15 protein-coding genes and 2 tRNA genes are annotated in these 15,607 nt (G+C 69.0%); 14 read left to right on the top strand and 3 right to left on the bottom strand.

Translation table 11 applies throughout. The features are described from left to right. Positions 1-51: 51 nt before the first annotated feature. On the bottom strand, positions 52-1,731 hold the full coding sequence (locus AC3WXD_RS10475) for an electron transfer flavoprotein-ubiquinone oxidoreductase (protein WP_454731384.1): 1,680 nt from the start codon (positions 1,729-1,731) through the stop codon (positions 52-54). Between the two features lie 392 nt (positions 1,732-2,123). Here AC3WXD_RS10475 and AC3WXD_RS10470 point away from each other — a divergent pair, with 392 nt between their 5' ends. The 7 genes from AC3WXD_RS10470 to AC3WXD_RS10440 all read left to right on the top strand — a co-directional run bounded on the left by AC3WXD_RS10470 (position 2,124) and on the right by AC3WXD_RS10440 (position 8,798). After that, the gene (locus tag AC3WXD_RS10470; protein ID WP_029043511.1) at positions 2,124-2,909 is read left to right on the top strand and encodes an SDR family oxidoreductase; all 786 of its coding nucleotides are present in this window, start codon (positions 2,124-2,126) and stop codon (positions 2,907-2,909) included. A gap of 302 nt (positions 2,910-3,211) precedes the next feature. After that, a complete protein-coding gene (locus AC3WXD_RS10465) occupies positions 3,212-3,835 on the top strand; it encodes a TRAP transporter small permease (RefSeq protein ID WP_059413130.1) in 624 nt (207 codons plus the stop codon). Next, on the top strand, positions 3,832-5,136 hold the full coding sequence (locus AC3WXD_RS10460) for a TRAP transporter large permease (RefSeq protein ID WP_020202597.1): 1,305 nt from the start codon (positions 3,832-3,834) through the stop codon (positions 5,134-5,136). The genes AC3WXD_RS10465 and AC3WXD_RS10460 overlap by 4 nt, the downstream gene beginning before the upstream one ends. Positions 5,137-5,257: 121 nt before the next feature. Beyond that, positions 5,258-6,286: a DctP family TRAP transporter solute-binding subunit gene (locus tag AC3WXD_RS10455; protein ID WP_029043513.1), complete on the top strand. Its 1,029-nt coding sequence runs from the start codon at positions 5,258-5,260 to the stop codon at positions 6,284-6,286. A 273-nt stretch (positions 6,287-6,559) separates the two neighbouring features. Continuing rightward, the gene (locus AC3WXD_RS10450) at positions 6,560-7,258 is read left to right on the top strand and encodes a DUF2968 domain-containing protein (RefSeq protein WP_059413129.1); all 699 of its coding nucleotides are present in this window, start codon (positions 6,560-6,562) and stop codon (positions 7,256-7,258) included. 290 nt (positions 7,259-7,548) lie between these two features. Next, positions 7,549-8,319: a hypothetical protein gene (locus tag AC3WXD_RS10445; protein ID WP_492323638.1), complete on the top strand. Its 771-nt coding sequence runs from the start codon at positions 7,549-7,551 to the stop codon at positions 8,317-8,319. Positions 8,320-8,399: 80 nt separating this feature from the next. Further along, the gene (locus AC3WXD_RS10440; RefSeq protein ID WP_029043515.1) at positions 8,400-8,798 is read left to right on the top strand and encodes an acyl-CoA thioesterase; all 399 of its coding nucleotides are present in this window, start codon (positions 8,400-8,402) and stop codon (positions 8,796-8,798) included. A gap of 22 nt (positions 8,799-8,820) precedes the next feature. Here the strand turns inward: AC3WXD_RS10440 and AC3WXD_RS10435 are convergent, their stop codons facing one another. Next, positions 8,821-9,366: a PAS and helix-turn-helix domain-containing protein gene (locus AC3WXD_RS10435; protein ID WP_020202601.1), complete on the bottom strand. Its 546-nt coding sequence runs from the start codon at positions 9,364-9,366 to the stop codon at positions 8,821-8,823. A gap of 178 nt (positions 9,367-9,544) precedes the next feature. Here AC3WXD_RS10435 and AC3WXD_RS10430 point away from each other — a divergent pair, with 178 nt between their 5' ends. Together AC3WXD_RS10430 and AC3WXD_RS10425 are read left to right on the top strand one after the other, a co-directional pair. Further along, positions 9,545-10,258, top strand: a complete 714-nt coding sequence (locus AC3WXD_RS10430) for a CoA transferase subunit A (protein ID WP_020202602.1) — start codon at positions 9,545-9,547, stop codon at positions 10,256-10,258. An 11-nt stretch (positions 10,259-10,269) separates the two neighbouring features. Beyond that, a complete protein-coding gene (locus tag AC3WXD_RS10425; RefSeq protein WP_043366320.1) occupies positions 10,270-10,908 on the top strand; it encodes a CoA transferase subunit B in 639 nt (212 codons plus the stop codon). Positions 10,909-11,063: 155 nt separating this feature from the next. Here the strand turns inward: AC3WXD_RS10425 and AC3WXD_RS10420 are convergent, their stop codons facing one another. Then, complete coding sequence (locus AC3WXD_RS10420) at positions 11,064-11,531, bottom strand: DUF411 domain-containing protein (protein WP_492323637.1); 468 nt, start codon at positions 11,529-11,531, stop codon at positions 11,064-11,066. Positions 11,532-11,781: 250 nt separating this feature from the next. On the opposite strand from AC3WXD_RS10420, the gene phaZc reads away from it, so the two are divergent. The 5 genes from phaZc (at position 11,782) to AC3WXD_RS10395 (ending at position 15,607) form a co-directional block, all read left to right on the top strand. Beyond that, positions 11,782-12,666, top strand: a complete 885-nt coding sequence (gene phaZc, locus AC3WXD_RS10415; RefSeq protein WP_059413124.1) for a 3-hydroxybutyrate-oligomer hydrolase PhaZc — start codon at positions 11,782-11,784, stop codon at positions 12,664-12,666. Positions 12,667-12,728: 62 nt separating this feature from the next. Further along, positions 12,729-13,091, top strand: a complete 363-nt coding sequence (locus AC3WXD_RS10410) for a RidA family protein (protein ID WP_020202607.1) — start codon at positions 12,729-12,731, stop codon at positions 13,089-13,091. 15 nt (positions 13,092-13,106) lie between these two features. Then, a complete protein-coding gene (locus tag AC3WXD_RS10405) occupies positions 13,107-15,326 on the top strand; it encodes a RelA/SpoT family protein (protein WP_020202608.1) in 2,220 nt (739 codons plus the stop codon). Between the two features lie 21 nt (positions 15,327-15,347). Next, a tRNA-Val gene (locus tag AC3WXD_RS10400) sits at positions 15,348-15,424 on the top strand. A gap of 106 nt (positions 15,425-15,530) precedes the next feature. After that, positions 15,531-15,607 (top strand) — tRNA-Val (locus AC3WXD_RS10395).

Genomic DNA, 15,607 nt, shown 5'->3' with positions numbered 1-15,607 from the left:
CGGGCATCCGGGAGCGACCCGGATGCCCGCTGCGCGCATCGCGCCGGACGCTTACATGCCCACGTAGTTGGGGCCGCCGCCGCCTTCCGGCGTCACCCACACGATGTTCTGCGTGGGGTCCTTGATGTCGCAGGTCTTGCAGTGCACGCAGTTCTGCGCGTTGATCTGCAGGCGTTCCTTGCCGTCGTCGTTCTTGACGAACTCGTACACGCCGGCCGGGCAGTAGCGGCTTTCGGGGCCGGCGTACTTGTCCCAGTTGACGCTGACCGGCACGCTGGCGTCCTTGAGCGTCAGGTGGGCCGGCTGGTTTTCCTCGTGGTTGGTGTTGCTGATGAACACCGAGGACAGACGGTCGAAGGTCAGCTTGCCGTCCGGCTTGGGATAGGCGATCTGCTGGCACTCGGCGGCCGGCTTGAGGTAGACGTGGTCCGGCTTGGTGCGGTGGATGGTCCACGGCGGGTTGCGGATGCCGAGCTTGGGCAGCAGCCATTGCTCGATGCCGGTCATCAGCGTGGCGGTGGTGCGGCCCTTCTTGAACCACTGCTTGAAGTTCTTCGATTGCAGCAGTTCCTTGTGCAGCCAGCTGTTCTCGAACGCGGCCGGGTAGGCCGTCAGTTCGTCGTGCTGGCGGCCGGCCTGCAGCGCGTCGTAGGCGGCCTCGGCGGCCATCATGCCGGTCTTGATGGCGGCGTGGCTGCCCTTGATGCGCGAGGCGTTCAGGTAGCCGGCGTCGCAGCCGACCAGCGCGCCGCCGGGGAACACGGTCTTGGGCAGCGACAGCAGGCCGCCGGCGGTGATCGCGCGCGCGCCGTAGCCGATGCGCTTGCCGCCTTCGAAATACTTGCGGATCTCCGGATGCGTCTTGAAACGCTGGAACTCCTCGAACGGCGACAGCCACGGATTGGTGTAGTCCAGGCCGACCACGAAGCCGACCGCCACCTTGTTGTCTTCCATGTGGTAGAGGAAGGAGCCGCCGTAGGTGGCCGGGTCCAGCGGCCAGCCGGCGGTGTGCACCACGAGGCCGGGCTGGTGCTTGGCGGGGTCGATCTCCCACAGTTCCTTCAGGCCGATGCCGTAGCTTTGCGGGTCCTTGCCGTCGTCGAGCTTGTACTTCGCGATGAGCTGCTTGCCGAGGTGGCCGCGCGCGCCTTCGGCGAAGATGGTGTACTTGGCGTGCAGCTCCATGCCGAGCTGGAAGTTGTCGGTGGGCTCGCCTTCCTTGTCGATGCCCATGTTGCCGGTGGCCACGCCCTTGACCGAGCCGTCCTCGTTGTAGAGCACCTCGGCGGCCGGGAAGCCGGGGAAGATCTCGACGCCGAGCGCCTCGGCCTGCTGGCCGAGCCAGCGCACGAAGTTCGACAGGCTGACGATGTAGTTGCCGTGGTTCTGGAAGCAGTCGGGCAGCAGCGGGGCGCCCTTGGCGCCGGTTTCGTCGAGGAACAGGAACTTGTCCTCGGTCACGGGCTGGTTCAGCGGCGCGCCCAGCGCCTTCCAGTCGGGGAACAGTTCGTCGAGCGCGCGCGGGTCCATGATGGCGCCGGACAGGATGTGCGCGCCGGGCTCGGAGCCCTTTTCCAGCACGCAGACGTTGACGTCGTTGCCTTTCTCCTGGGCGAGCTGCTTCAGGCGGATGGCGGTTGCCAGGCCGGCGGGGCCGCCGCCGACGATGACAACGTCGTATTCCATGGCCTCGCGGGGACCGAACTGCTCCAGGAGCTGCTGCTGATTCATTGTCTCTAACCCTCTATTCTTGGCAACTTGCGCGCAATTGTGGGAAATGCGTGGTTCTGTGATTCGGGGAATGCCTCGGGCCGGGCCGGGCAAGCCGCGCACGAAGCGGCGGCAAAGCGGCAGGAAGGCGACAGGGAAAGCGGACGGACGCGGCGGCGCGCGCACGAGATGGCGGCGGCCTGCGTGTTTTTCCTCTTTCCCTTTGTGGCCCGAGTTCTTAGAATCTCCGGCATTGTCCGGGACTCGCCATGGTCAGGCAAGACATTTTTTGGAACGACCGTTCTTTTTTTTGATATGCTGCCTTCCGTTTTGGCCGGGCAGTTTTCGCTAGGAGCGCCCGCCGGCGCGGACCATGGCAGACGGCGGACGGGGCTCCGAATACAGAGGGCATTATGGGTTTGTCGATCAATCTGGAAGGCAAGGTCGCGCTGGTGACGGGCGCGTCGAGCGGCCTGGGCACGCGCTTTGCCCACGTCCTGGCGGCCGCTGGCGCCAAGGTGATACTGGCGTCGCGGCGCACCGAGCGGCTCAAGGAGCTGCGCGCCGCGATCGAGGCCGACGGCGGCAGCGCCCACGTGGTGCGGCTCGACGTGACCGACCCCGCCAGCATCCGCGCCGCGGTGGCGCATGCCGAGACCGAGGCCGGCGCGATCGATATCCTGGTCAACAACTCGGGCGTGTCCACCACGCAGAAGCTGACCGAGGTGGCGCCCGAGGATTTCGATTTCGTCTTCGACACCAACACGCGCGGGGCGTTTTTCGTGGCGCAGGAAGTGGCCAAGCGCATGATCGCGCGCGCCAAGGGCTCGGAGAAGAACGGCAATCCGCTGCCGCAGTCGCGCATCGTCAACATCGCCTCGGTGGCCGGGCTCAAGGTGCTGTCGCAGATCGGCGTGTACTGCATGAGCAAGGCCGCGGTGGTGCACATGACCAAGGCGATGGCGCTCGAATGGGCGCGCCACGGCATCAACGTCAACGCGATCTGCCCGGGCTACATCGACACCGACATCAACCACCATCACTGGGATACCGATGCCGGCCAGAAGCTGATCCAGATGCTGCCGCGCAAGCGCGTGGGCAAGCCCGAGGATCTCGACGGCCTGCTGCTGCTGCTGGCGTCCGACCAGTCGCAGTTCATCAACGGCGCGGTCATTACCGCCGACGACGGCATGGTGTGAGCGGTTGCGGGCGGCATCGGTCCGCCCGCAACCGGCGATGCCGGCCCCGCGCCGCGCCACAAGCGCGGGCGGGGCGCGCGTTTCCCCCGGCCCAGGGCTGATCCGGTCCCCTTGGGCGTGAAGCGCGCGGGGTCTGGCTGCCCGCCCGGCACCGCAGGCAGGCGTAGGGCAGGCGTAAAAATTCCCCCGCCGTGCGCAGACTTGGCATAATCCGCCATGTCTTGAGATTAAGTCTTTACATAATTCAAAGAAAATCCGCGAGCGGCCGGCGTGCCGGGCGGACCGGACCGGAGGCCGGGGAGATGCAAGCAGACCAGGAGGGGCGGCGCGATGCCGGCCCGCAACACGCCGCGGCCGTGCCCGGCGAGGCTGGCGCCAGCCAGCTTGTGGAGAACGTGGACAGCGCGGACGGCGGTTTCAGGGTGTCGCCGCGCATCGAGGACTGGATTGGCGTGATCGTGATGGTGCTGCTGGTGTGCATCACCTTCGCCAACGTCGTGGTCCGCTATTTCACCGACGAATCGTTCGCCTGGACCGAGGAATTCTCGGTCTTCCTGATGATCGTGCTGGCGCTGGTGGCCGGCAGCGCGGCGGTGGCGCGCGACCGCAACATCCGCATCGAGTTCTTCTTCGAGCGCGGCAGTGAGGCCCGGCAGCGGCGCTTGGCGGTGTTCTCGGCGCTGATGGTGGCGGCGATGTTCATCGCGCTGGCGGTGCTGGGCGCGCGCGTGGCATGGGACGAATACACCTTCGGCGAGACCTCGCCCGGCATCGGCATCCCGAGCTGGTGGTATTCGGTGTGGCTGCCGGTGCTGTCGGCGGGCATCGCGCTGCGCGCCTTCGGGCTGGTGGCGCGCAACCTGCGCGCGCTCAAGGCGCTGCATGCCGGGCGCACGGGCGCGGCGAAGACGGAGGCCGCGCCATGACGCTGGTCGCCATTACCCTGTTCGTGGTGTTCCTCGGGCTGATGATGCTCGGCGTGCCGATCGGCGTGTCGCTGGGCCTGGGCGGCCTGGTGGCGATCGGCCTGTCCAACCTCGACACGCAGATGTTCGGCCTGCTGGCCGTGCCGCAGAACTTCTACGCCGGCCTGGCCAAGTATCCGCTGCTGGCGATCCCGATGTTCGTGCTGGTCGGCTCGATCTTCGACCGCTCCGGCGTGGCGCAGCGGCTGGTCACGTTCGCCATCGCCATCGTCGGGCGCGGGCCCGGCATGCTGCCGCTGGTGGCCATCCTGGTGGCGATGTTCCTGGGCGGCATCTCCGGCTCCGGCCCGGCCAACGCGGCCGCGGTGGGCGGCGTGATGATCGCGGCGATGTCGCGCGCGGGCTATCCGGGCGCGTACAGCGCCGCGGTGGTCGGCGCGGCGGCGGCCACGGACATCCTGATCCCGCCTTCGGTGGCGTTCATCATCTACAGCGTGCTGGTGCCCGGCGCGTCGGTGCCGGCGCTGTTCGCCGCCGGCATGATTCCCGGCATCCTGGCCGGCGTGGCGCTGATCGTGCCGGCGGTGTGGCTGGCGCGCAAGCACAACATGGGCGCCATCGAGGCCGCGCTGCCGCGCCCGCCGTTCTGGAAGAGCCTGCGCGAGGCGGCCTGGGGGCTGGTGGCGCCGTTCCTGATCCTGGGCGGCATGCGCGCGGGCTGGTTCACGCCGACCGAGGCCGCCGTGGTGGCGGTGGTGTACGGCCTGTTCGTCGGCATGGTGATCTACCGCAGCATCGGCATGCGCGACCTGTTCGTGATCTTCCAGGAAGCGGCGGAGACTTCCGCGGTGATCCTGCTGGTGGTGGCGCTGGCCGGCATCTTCGCCTACGCGCTGTCCACGCTCGGCGTGATCGACCCGCTGGCCAACGCGATCGCGCATTCGGGCCTGGGCGAGTACGGCGTGCTGGCGCTGATCGTGGCGCTGCTGATGACGGTCGGCATGTTCCTCGACGGCATCTCGATCTTCCTGATCTTCGTGCCGCTGCTGCTGCCGATCGCCAACGCGTTCCACTGGAACCCGGTGTGGTTCGGCGTGGTGCTCACGCTCAAGGTGGCGCTGGGGCAGTTCACGCCGCCGCTGGCGGTGAACCTGATGGTGTCGTGCCGGATCGCGCGCGTGCGCATGGAAGAGACCGTGCCGTGGGTGGTCTGGATGCTGCTGGCGATGTTCGTCGCCATGCTGATGGTGCTGGCCTACCCGCCGCTGGCGACGTGGCTGCCGGACCGGCTCGGCTACTGATCCGAACCAGGCTGAACCGGGCTGAACCGGCCCGGGCCGGAAGCCGGCGGGAGAGGGCGATGCTGTCCCTGTGCCGCCGGCAACAGAACAACACACAACACATCCCGAGAGGAGAGAACCGATGAAACGTCGTGCCCTGATGCTGTCGCTGGCTGCCACCATCGCCGCCGCCGCCCTCGCGCCGGCCGGCGCCCAGGCGCAGAGCTACAAGTCCGAATACAAGATGTCGCTGGTGCTCGGCCCCGCGTTCCCGTGGGGCAAGGGCGGCGAGATCTGGGCCGATCTGGTGAAGCAGCGCACCAGTGGCCGCATCAACATCAAGCTGTATCCGGGCACCTCGCTGGTGGCCGGCGACCAGACCCGCGAGTTCTCGGCGATCCGCCAGGGCGTGATCGACATGGCGGTGGGCTCGACCATCAACTGGTCGCCGCAGGTCAAGGAGCTGAACCTGTTCTCGCTGCCGTTCCTGATGCCCGACTACAAGGCGCTGGACGCGCTCACCCAGGGCGAGGTCGGCAAGTCGATCTTCGCCACGCTGGACAAGTCCGGCGTGGTGCCGCTGGCGTGGGGCGAGAACGGTTTCCGCGAGGTCTCCAACTCCAAGCACGAGATCCGCAAGCCGGAAGACCTCAAGGGCCTGAAGCTGCGCGTGGTGGGCTCGCCGCTGTACATCGAGACCTTCAACGCGCTGGGCGCCAACCCCACGCAGATGAGCTGGGCCGACGCGCAGCCGGCGATGGCCTCGGGCGCGGTGGACGGCCAGGAGAACCCGCAGTCGGTGTTCGCCGCCGCCAAGCTGTACACCGTGGGCCAGAAGTTCGTCACCGCCTGGGGCTACGTCGCCGATCCGCTGATCTTCGTGGTCAACAAGCAGATCTGGGAAAGCTGGACCCCGGCCGACCGCGAGATCGTGCGCCAGGCCGCCATCGATGCCGGCAAGCAGGAAACCGCGCTGGCCCGCAAGGGGCTGGTCGAGGCCGGCGCGCCGGCCTGGAAGGAGATGGAGGCCCACGGCGTGAAGGTGACGCAACTGACGCCGGCCGAGCACGACGCCTTCCGCAAGGCCACCGCCAAGGTCTACGACAAGTGGAAGAAGCAGATCGGCGCCGATCTCGTGACCAAGGCCGAGGCGTCGATCGCCAAGCGCTGAACCGACGGGCGCCGGAGGGGGACGCGCCGCCGCGGCGGCGCGGTTTACTCTCCTTTTGTTGCATGATTGATACCGCAACTGCTATCAAGGGTGACAAAACGCGACCGTTAATAGGCATGCCAGGGCATGCTTGTTACAATCCGCCGTTGGCCGTGTGCGCGTGGCGCATCATTGCGGCCGCGGCGGCGCCCCGCAGACTTGAGACGCCGCCGTGGCCATGCCGCCGTGGCTTGCCGATAACCCGAATCCTCGCTCTGTCCCTGCCGGAACGCTATGCTGAACAATTCCCGCCGCGCCCCTTTGCTTGCCTGCCTGATCGGCCTGACGTCGTCGCTGTGCGCCGCTGGCGCGCTGGCTGCCGCCGATCCGGTGCCGGTGGCGGCAGCGCCGGCGCCGCTGAGCGCGGCCCCGGCCGGCAGCCCGCAGGCGTCGCCCGCCTCGCTGGGGCTGGTGGCCGAACTGCAGCAGCGCCTGCGCGACCGGACCGTGCGCGAGCTGCGCACGAGCTACAACGGCGACTACGGCACCACGCTGATGCTGGCCGACGACCAGGTGGTCTGCTACGTGGCGCTGTTCTACCAGAAGAACCTGTGGCGCGTGTTCCGCTTCGAGTCGATCGTCCCGGCCGAGCAGGCCTACCGCCAGGTCACGCGGCAGAGCGCCGTCTGGGCCGGCGACGACATCCGGCGCCAGGTGCTGGCGTCGCAGAAACGCGCGTATGACAAGGCGCTGCAGGACACCGAAGCGCGCGCCAACGCGCTCAACGAAGACCTGCGCGTGATGCAGGCCCAGCGCCAGCGCATCGCCGAGGAACAGCAGTCCGCGCATGCCGAGGTGCAGAGCGCCGAGGTCGAAAGCCGCGCCTCGCGCATCCGCCTGGACCAGCTGCAGCAGCAGATCCGCCGCATGGAGTCCTCGCTGGCCGATTCCGGCCTCGCCACGCCCGCGCAGGGCAGCCGTCCGCGCCGCTGAGCGGCTGAGCGGCTGGCGATCGGCGGCTCCGGCATGATCCGGGCCGTCCCCGCATGCACCGGCGCCGCTGGCGCCGCGAGTGCCGCGAGTGCCTTTCCCGCCCGATCCTGCCCGGCACCGCGTTGCGTTTGCCCCGGCCGCGCGTGCCGGCGGCATTTGCCGATTTTTCCCACGTCAGAATCCGTTCCGTCCGAGTCGCAGGCCGCCGCCGCGCGCCTATGATCCTGCGCTGACCGATGGCGCCCGGACGGGCCGGCGCCGCCGCGTCCATTGCGCCTCGGGGGTGAGCCGTGTCCAGATCCGTTTCCAGTCCCAATCCCAATTCCGGTTCCCGCCGCCGTGGCGGCGGTGGTGCCGGTCCGGTCGATGTCGCCACGGGCCTGCCGCCGCTGCCGGCCGACGCGGCCGTGCCGCCGCCGTGGGGCACGAGCTTCGACGTGCGCGAATCGCTCGACGCGATGCGCGCCGCCGCGGTCAAGCGCCATCTCGCCACCATCGGCCCCGGCCAGGCGCGCTCGCTGCGCCGGGCGCGGCAGCGCAGCCTCGTGACCGGGCTGCTGGGCGGCGGTGTGGCGATGCTGGCGCTCTGGCTCGCCAGCATCGCCCTGCGCGGCAACGGGCCGCCGGCGGCCACCGTGGCGCGCGCGCCGGCCGTGACGGCGACGGCCGTGGCCGAGCAAGCCGCGCCGCCGGCCGCCCCGGCGGTCCATCTTGCCGAGGCGGCCCGGAGCGAGCCGGCCGCGGTGCCGCAGAGCATGCCCGCCGCGGTCGCGGCGGCGTCTCCGGCGGTTCCCGCGTTTGCCGACGCCTCGCCGCGGCCCACGGCGGCTGGCGTGGAAAAACCTGCCGTGGCCGCTGCCCGCCCGGCGCGGCGGGCGCTGCCGCGGCTGATCGCCAGCCGCGGCGACTTCCGGCCGGCCGGGGATGTGGCCGAGGACGCCGGCGACGAAGCACCCGGGGACGGCGCCTTCGACGGCTGGCCGCGTCCCAGCGCGGCGGCCTACCTGCCGCCCGACACGCCGTTCGAACTGCCCACGCACACGCGCCTGAGCGACGGCTGAGGCCGGGGAGCGGCGGGGGGGCGGGAAGGCGGAGGGCGGATGGATGGAACGAGCGCGCGGCGAATGATAGGCTAGCGCCCATGAAACCCGTATTCACTCTGCGCATGCCCATCCGGTGGGGCGACATGGACGCGATGGGCCATGTCAACAACACGGTCTATTTCCGCTACCTGGAGCAGGCGCGCATCGCCTGGTTCGAGTCGCTCGGGCACGGCGGCAAGGACGCCGCCGGCCACGGCCCGGTCATCATCAACGCGCACATGACCTTCATCCGGCAGCTGCGCTATCCCGGCGACATCGAATGCCGCATGTCCGCCGGCGGGCTGGGCCGCACCAGCTTCGAGACCCGCCTGGAGATCCGCCGCACCGACCAGCCCGAGGTGGTCTACGCCGAGGGCGGCGCCAAGGTGGTGTGGTGCGACTACGAGGCGGAGAAATCGGTGCCGGTGCCGGACGCGATCCGCGCGCTGATCGGGTAGACGCCGGCGGCGGCCGTGCCGCTCAGTGATTGACCAGGCGCTGCACCAGGTCCACCGCGGTGTGGGCGCCGTATTTCTTCATCAGCCGCGCGCGGTAGATGTCCACCGTGCGCGGGCTGATCGACAGCAGCTTGCCGATCTGCTTGCTGGTCCTGCCTTCCACCAGTTGCGCGGCGATGTCGCGCTCGCGCGCGGTCAGCTCGGCCGTGACCGGGCGCTTCTGCGACAGATCCTCGAAGGTCCAGATGCCCGCGCCGAGCGGCTGCGAGCGGTCCAGCGAGCGTCCCGTGACATGGCACCAGAACAGTTCGCCGCCGGCGCGCTTCATGATGCGCTCGTCCGAATAGGTCCCCCTGGCATTCATGATCGGCACGATGCGCGCGCCGGTGCGCTCGAACTCGTCGGCGGTGGGGTAGAGTACCTGGAACGATTCGCCGAGCAGCGCCTGCCGCGTGGTGCCGAAGATGCGGCACACCTCGTCGTTGCAGTCCTCGATCATGCGCTCGCGCGACAGCACGAGGCCGACCGGAGCAAGCTGGAAGGCGGTCTGGTAGTCGATGGCGGGCATTGGCTTATGTAGTTTTACGTATTGGCGCGGCATACCGCACATGCGTATGCTGTCGGACGTTCGGCAGCGGGGCGATGTCCGCCCGATTGTACCGTTACAATTTCACTGCGTGGCTCGCCGGCGGCACACCGCACGGCGCGTACAGCGACAGGAAAATCACCGAGGCAAGGAGATAAAGATGAACAAGGTCTACGCCAGCGCCGCGGAGGCGCTCGCGGGCGTCGTCCGCGACGGCCAGACGATCGCGGTCGGCGGATTCGGTCTGTGCGGCATTCCCGAGGCACTGATCGCGGCGCTGCGCGACAGCGGCGCCAAGCAGCTTACCTGCATCTCCAACAATGCCGGCGTCGACGGCTTCGGCCTCGGCCTGCTGCTGGCCACGCGCCAGATCAGCAAGATGATCTCGTCCTACGTGGGCGAGAACAAGGAGTTCGAGCGCCAGTACCTGGCCGGCGAGCTGGAGCTGGAATTCACGCCGCAGGGCACGCTGGCCGAGAAGCTGCGCGCCGGCGGCTCGGGCATCCCGGCTTTCTTCACCAAGACCGGCGTGGGCACCATCGTCGCCGAGGGCAAGGAAATCCGCGAGTTCGACGGCCACCAGTACGTGATGGAACGCGCGCTGACCGCCGACGTGGCGCTGGTCAAGGCCTACAAGGCCGACCGCGCGGGCAACCTCGTGTTCCGCCGCACCGCGCGCAACTTCAACCCGGTGTGCGCGATGGCGGGCAAGATCACGGTGGTGGAGGTCGAGCACCTGGTCGATACCGGCACGCTGGACCCGGACGAGATCCATACGCCGGGCATCTTCGTGCAGCGCATCGTGGTGAACGCCACCCCCGAGAAACGCATCGAGCAGCGCACCGTGCGGGTTTCAGAAAATCAGGCCAGCTAAGGAGCGACATCATGGCATGGACACGTGAGGAAATGGCGGCGCGCGCCGCGACCGAGCTGCAGGACGGCTTCTACGTCAACCTGGGCATCGGCCTGCCGACCCTGGTGGCCAACCACGTCCCGGCGGGCATGGAAGTGTGGCTGCAATCCGAGAACGGCCTGCTCGGCATCGGCCCGTTCCCGACCGAGGACGAAATCGACCCCGACATGATCAACGCTGGCAAGCAGACCGTGACCACGCTGCCGGGCTCGTCGATCTTCTCGTCGGCGGACTCGTTCGCGATGATCCGCGGCGGCCACATCAACCTGGCCATCCTGGGCGCGATGCAGGTCAGCGAGCGCGGCGACCTGGCCAACTGGATGATCCCGGGCAAGATGGTCAAGGGCATGGGCGGCGCGATGGACCTCGTCGCCGGCGTCGGCCGCGTGGTGGTGCTGATGGAACACACCGCCAAGAAGAAGGACGGCAGCGAGGACATCAAGATCCTCAAGGCCTGCAACCTGCCGCTGACCGGCGTGGGCGTGGTCAACCGCATCATCACCGACCTCGGCGTGCTCGACGTGACCGAGGCCGGCCTCAAGCTGGTCGAGACCGCGCCCGGCGTGAGCCGCGAAGAGGTCCAGAGCAAGACCGGCGCGCCGCTGCTGTGACCGCCTGACCGCCTGACCGCCCGGACTGCGGGCGGCGGCAATGCCGCCGGTCGCCTCTCCTCTTCCACGCGGGAGAGGGCCGGGGGAGATCGGCAGCCGTCGCCGTTCCAGGATCGCCCGCTACCCGAAATGGCCGCATCGCGGCCATTTCCGCTTCATGCGCCGCGCTTGTTGTAGCTGGCGAAGACCGAGGCCGCGCCGTCCCGGCGGATCAGGAAGACGTCGAACGGGTCCTTGCGCGAACCCTGCTCCATGCCCGGCGAGCCGACCGTCATGCCCGGCATCGCCAGCCCCGCGGCGGCGGGCCTGGTGGCCAGCAGCCGCCTGATGTCGGCGGCCGGCACGTGTCCCTCGATGCCGTAGCCCGCGATCATGCCGGTGTGGCAGGAGCCGAAGCGCTCCGGAATGCCGGCGCGCGCCCGGTACGGCCCCGTATCGTCCACATTGCGCACCGTCACGGCGAAGCCGTTGGCGCGCAGGTGCTCGACCCAGCCTTCGCAGCAGCCGCAGGTTGGCGTCTTGAAGACTTCGATGGCCGGCGCCGGCGCGGCCTGCGCGCGCCCGAGCGCGAGCGCGGCGGCGGCGCCGGCCGCCAGGGTCTGGATGAAGATGCGTCTTTGCATGACCGGTTCCTTGCGTTCGGGTCTTCGTGGCGCGGCCGCCTGTGCCCGCGCGGGCTTGTGCGATCGCGCGCCTGGCGGCGCGTGCGTGGCGGGTGCGCGGCGCGCGTATGGCGCGCATATGGCGCGCGTGTGGCGGTGGCGGCCGGATGCTGTGGCATTGTAACTGCTGCGGCGTACAATCCAGCTTTGCCCAGCCGCGTGCCGCCCAGCCGGCGGCGCCGCTTCGATAACGCTTTGCCAGGGAGTTCAGATGTCAGTCAGTCCGCGCCTCGGCTTCGTCCAGTGCATCAGCCCGGCGGGGCTCCACCGCATGGCGTATCACGAGTGGGGCGACCCCGCCAATCCCCGTGTCCTGATGTGCGTGCATGGCCTGACGCGCACCGGCCGCGATTTCGATACCGTGGCGGCCGCGCTGTGCGGCGAGTACCGCGTGGTCTGCCCCGACGTGGTCGGGCGCGGCCGCTCGGACTGGCTGGCCGACCCGCGCCGCTACGTCGTGCCGCAGTACGTGTCCGACATGGTCACGCTGATCGCGCGGCTCAACGTCGAGCAGGTCGACTGGTTCGGCACCTCGATGGGCGGCCTGATCGGCATGGGCCTGGCCGGCCTGCCCAAGGCGCCGGTGCGCAAGCTGCTGCTCAACGACGTGGGCCCGCGCCTGGCCGCCTCGGCGGTGGAGCGCATCGGCGCCTACCTCGGCCTGCCGGTGCGTTTCAAGACCTTCGAGGAAGGCCTAGCCTACCTGCAGACCATCAGCGCCTCGTTCGGCCGCCACACGCCCGAGCAGTGGCGCGAGCTCAACGGCGCCATCCTCAAGCCGATGCAGGGCGCCGAGGGCCTGGAATGGGGCTTGCATTACGATCCGGCGATGGCGCTGCCGTTCCGCGAGACCACGCCCGAGCAGATAAGCGCCGGCGAGGCCGCGCTGTGGCACATGTTCGAGGCCATCCAGGCGCCCACGCTGGTGGTGCGCGGCGCCCAGTCCGACCTGCTCACGCGCGAGACCGTGGCCGAGATGGTGTCGCGCGGGCGCAATGTCAGCGCGGTGGAAGTGCAGGACGTGGGGCATGCGCCGACCTTCATCGACCCGGCGCAGATCGCCATCGCCCGCCAGTTTTTCCTGGGCGCGGCCTGACGCGCGGCGGCAGTTTTTCCAACAGACCAACCGGGCGAACCGGAGCAACAGAGTTTTTTGCCATGAGCACCAGTGAACTGAAGCGCGCCCACGTGGGCAAGCGCCTGTCCGAATACGCGATCTACAACGGCGTGGTCTACCTCGCCGGCCAGGTGGCGGAAACCGATCCCGCCGCCGACCTGCGCGGCCAGACCGGCGAGGTGCTGGGCCACGTCGAGCGCCTGCTGGCGGAAGCCGGCAGCGACAAGAGCCGCATCCTGTCGTGCCAGATCTTCCTCACCAACGTGGACGAGATCGGCATCATGAACGAGGTGTGGGACGCCTGGGTGGTGCCCGGCGCCACGCCGCCGCGCGCCACCGTGGAGGCGCGCCTGGCCAATCCCGGGTACCGCATCGAAGTGGTGGTGACCGCCGCGCTCAAGTGAGGCGGGTGCAGCGAGATGGTGACGTCGACTGACCTGGCCGGGCAGGTTGCCGGCACGCCCGACGCCGGGCTGGTGGAGCGCGCGCTGGCCTACGTGCGCGAGCGCGGCGGCGCCGCGCAGCTGCCTACCGGCGAGCCGGTGCTCACGCATGCCGAGGGCATGCTGCGCATTCTCGACGGCCTGCGCGTCGACGATGCCGCGCGCGCGGCGGCCTGCCTGTTCGCGGTGGCGGCGTTCGTGCCGGGCTGCGAGGAAGATATCGAGCCGCGCTTCGGCGAGGAGGTCGCCCGGCTGGTCAGGGGCGTGCGGCAGCTGCTGCGCATCGGCGCGATCGCGGTCGGCCACAGCGGCGCGCCGGAAACCACCAAGGACGAGATCGCCGCGCGCCAGGAGCAGGTGGAGGCGCTGCGCAAGATGCTGCTGGCGTTCGCGCAGGACATCCGCGTGGTGCTGGTGCGGCTGGCCTCGCGCCTGCAGACGCTGCGCTGGCTGGCGCAGGTCAAGGCGCAGCCGCTGCCCGGCGTGGCGCGCGAGACGCTGGACATCTACGCGCCGCTGGCCAACCGGCTCGGCATCTGGCAGATGAAGTGGGAGCTGGAGGACCTGGCGTTCCGCTTCGAGCAGCCCGATACCTACAAGCGCATCGCCAGGCTGCTCGACGAGAAGCGCATCGAGCGCGAAGGCTACATCGCCAGCGCCATCGCGCGGCTGCAGTCCGAGCTCGAGACCGCCGGCATCCGCGCCGAGGTGACGGGCCGGCCCAAGCATATCTACAGCATCTGGAAGAAGATGCGCGGCAAGGAGCTGGACTTTGCCGACCTCTACGACGTGCGCGCGTTCCGCGTGATCGTGGACGACATCAAGGACTGCTACACGGTGCTGGGCATCGTGCACCATATCTGGCAGCCGATCCCGCGCGAGTTCGACGACTACATCTCGCGGCCCAAGGCCAACGGCTACAAGTCGCTGCACACGGTGGTGATCGGCGACGACGGGCGCGCCTTCGAGGTGCAGATCCGCACCCAGGAAATGCATCACTTCGCCGAGTACGGCGTGGCCGCGCACTGGCGCTACAAGGAAGCCGGCAGCAAGGGCTACAGCGGCCAGTTCTCGGCCAGCGAGCGCTACGACGAGAAGATCGCGTGGCTGCGCCAGCTGCTGGCGTGGAAGGACGACGCCGACCATTCGGTGGCGCACGACGAGTCGTGGGAGCAGCTCAAGCACGCCGCCATCGACGACCACATCTACGTGCTCACGCCGCAGGCGCGCGTGGTGGCGCTGCCGCAGGGCGCCACGCCGGTCGACTTCGCCTACTACCTGCATACCGACCTGGGCCACCGCTGCCGCGGCGCGCGCGTGGACGGCACGATGGTGCCGCTGAACACGCCGCTCAAGAACGGGCAGACGGTGGAGATCATCGCCGTCAAGCAGGGCGGCCCGTCGCGCGACTGGCTCAACACCGAGCTGGGCTACCTCGCCGCGCCGCGCGCGCGCGCCAAGGTGCGGGCCTGGTTCAACGCGCTCGACTCGCAGGAAACCATCGCGCAGGGCCGCGCGCTGATCGACAAGACGCTGCAGCGCGAGGGCAAGACCGCGGTCAGCCTGGACGACCTCGCCGCGCGGCTCGGCTTCAAGACGCCGGACGAGCTGTTCTCGGCGGTGGGCAAGGAAGAGTTCAGCCTGCGCCACGTGGAGCAGGCGCTGCGCCACCCGGAGGGCGAGGCCGCCGCGCCGGTCAGCGAGGAAGAGGCCGTCACCAAGAAGAGCCGCGCCACCAGCGTGGCGCGCGGCGCCAAGAGCGGCGTGCTGGTGGTGGGCGTGGACTCGCTGATGACGCAGATGTCCCGGTGCTGCAAGCCGGCGCCGCCGGACGACATCGTCGGCTTCGTCACGCGCGGGCGCGGCGTGTCGATCCACCGGCGCAGCTGCCCGACCTTCGGCCAGTTGTCGGCGCGCGCGCCGGAGCGCGTGATCCAGACCGAGTGGGGCAAGAAGAGCGACGCGGTCTACCCGGTGGACATCCACGTCGAGGCGGTCGACCGGCAGGGCCTGCTGCGCGACATCTCCGAAGTGCTGTCGCGCGAGAAGATCAACGTCACCGGCGTGAAGACGCTGTCGAGCAAGGGCGTGGCGCGCATGCAGTTCACCGCCGAGGTGTCCGAGGCGACGCAATTGCAGCGCGCGCTCGGGCTGATCGAGGACGTGGCAGGGGTCTTGCAGGCGAAACGAAAGTGATGCTATACTCGCGCTTTCGCTAGGCTCGTAGCTCAGCTGGTTAGAGCACCACCTTGACATGGTGGGGGTCGTTGGTTCGAGTCCAATCGAGCCTACCAACGAATTCGCAGTGGTAAGCAATTCTGGTAGTGCGCTGGCGTGAAGCACGACATGGTGCGGCACGACGGTGCAGCAGAAAAAGAAGTAGGGCAGTAGTGTGGCAGTAGGCTCGTAGCTCAGCTGGTTAGAGCACCACCTTGACATGGTGGGGGTCGTTGGTTCGAGTCCAATCGAGCCTACCA

The organism is Cupriavidus sp. FW216-B1 (assembly GCF_058789195.1).
Note: the sequence above shows the minus strand (reverse complement) of the source record. Positions and strands in the feature narration are given on the sequence as shown.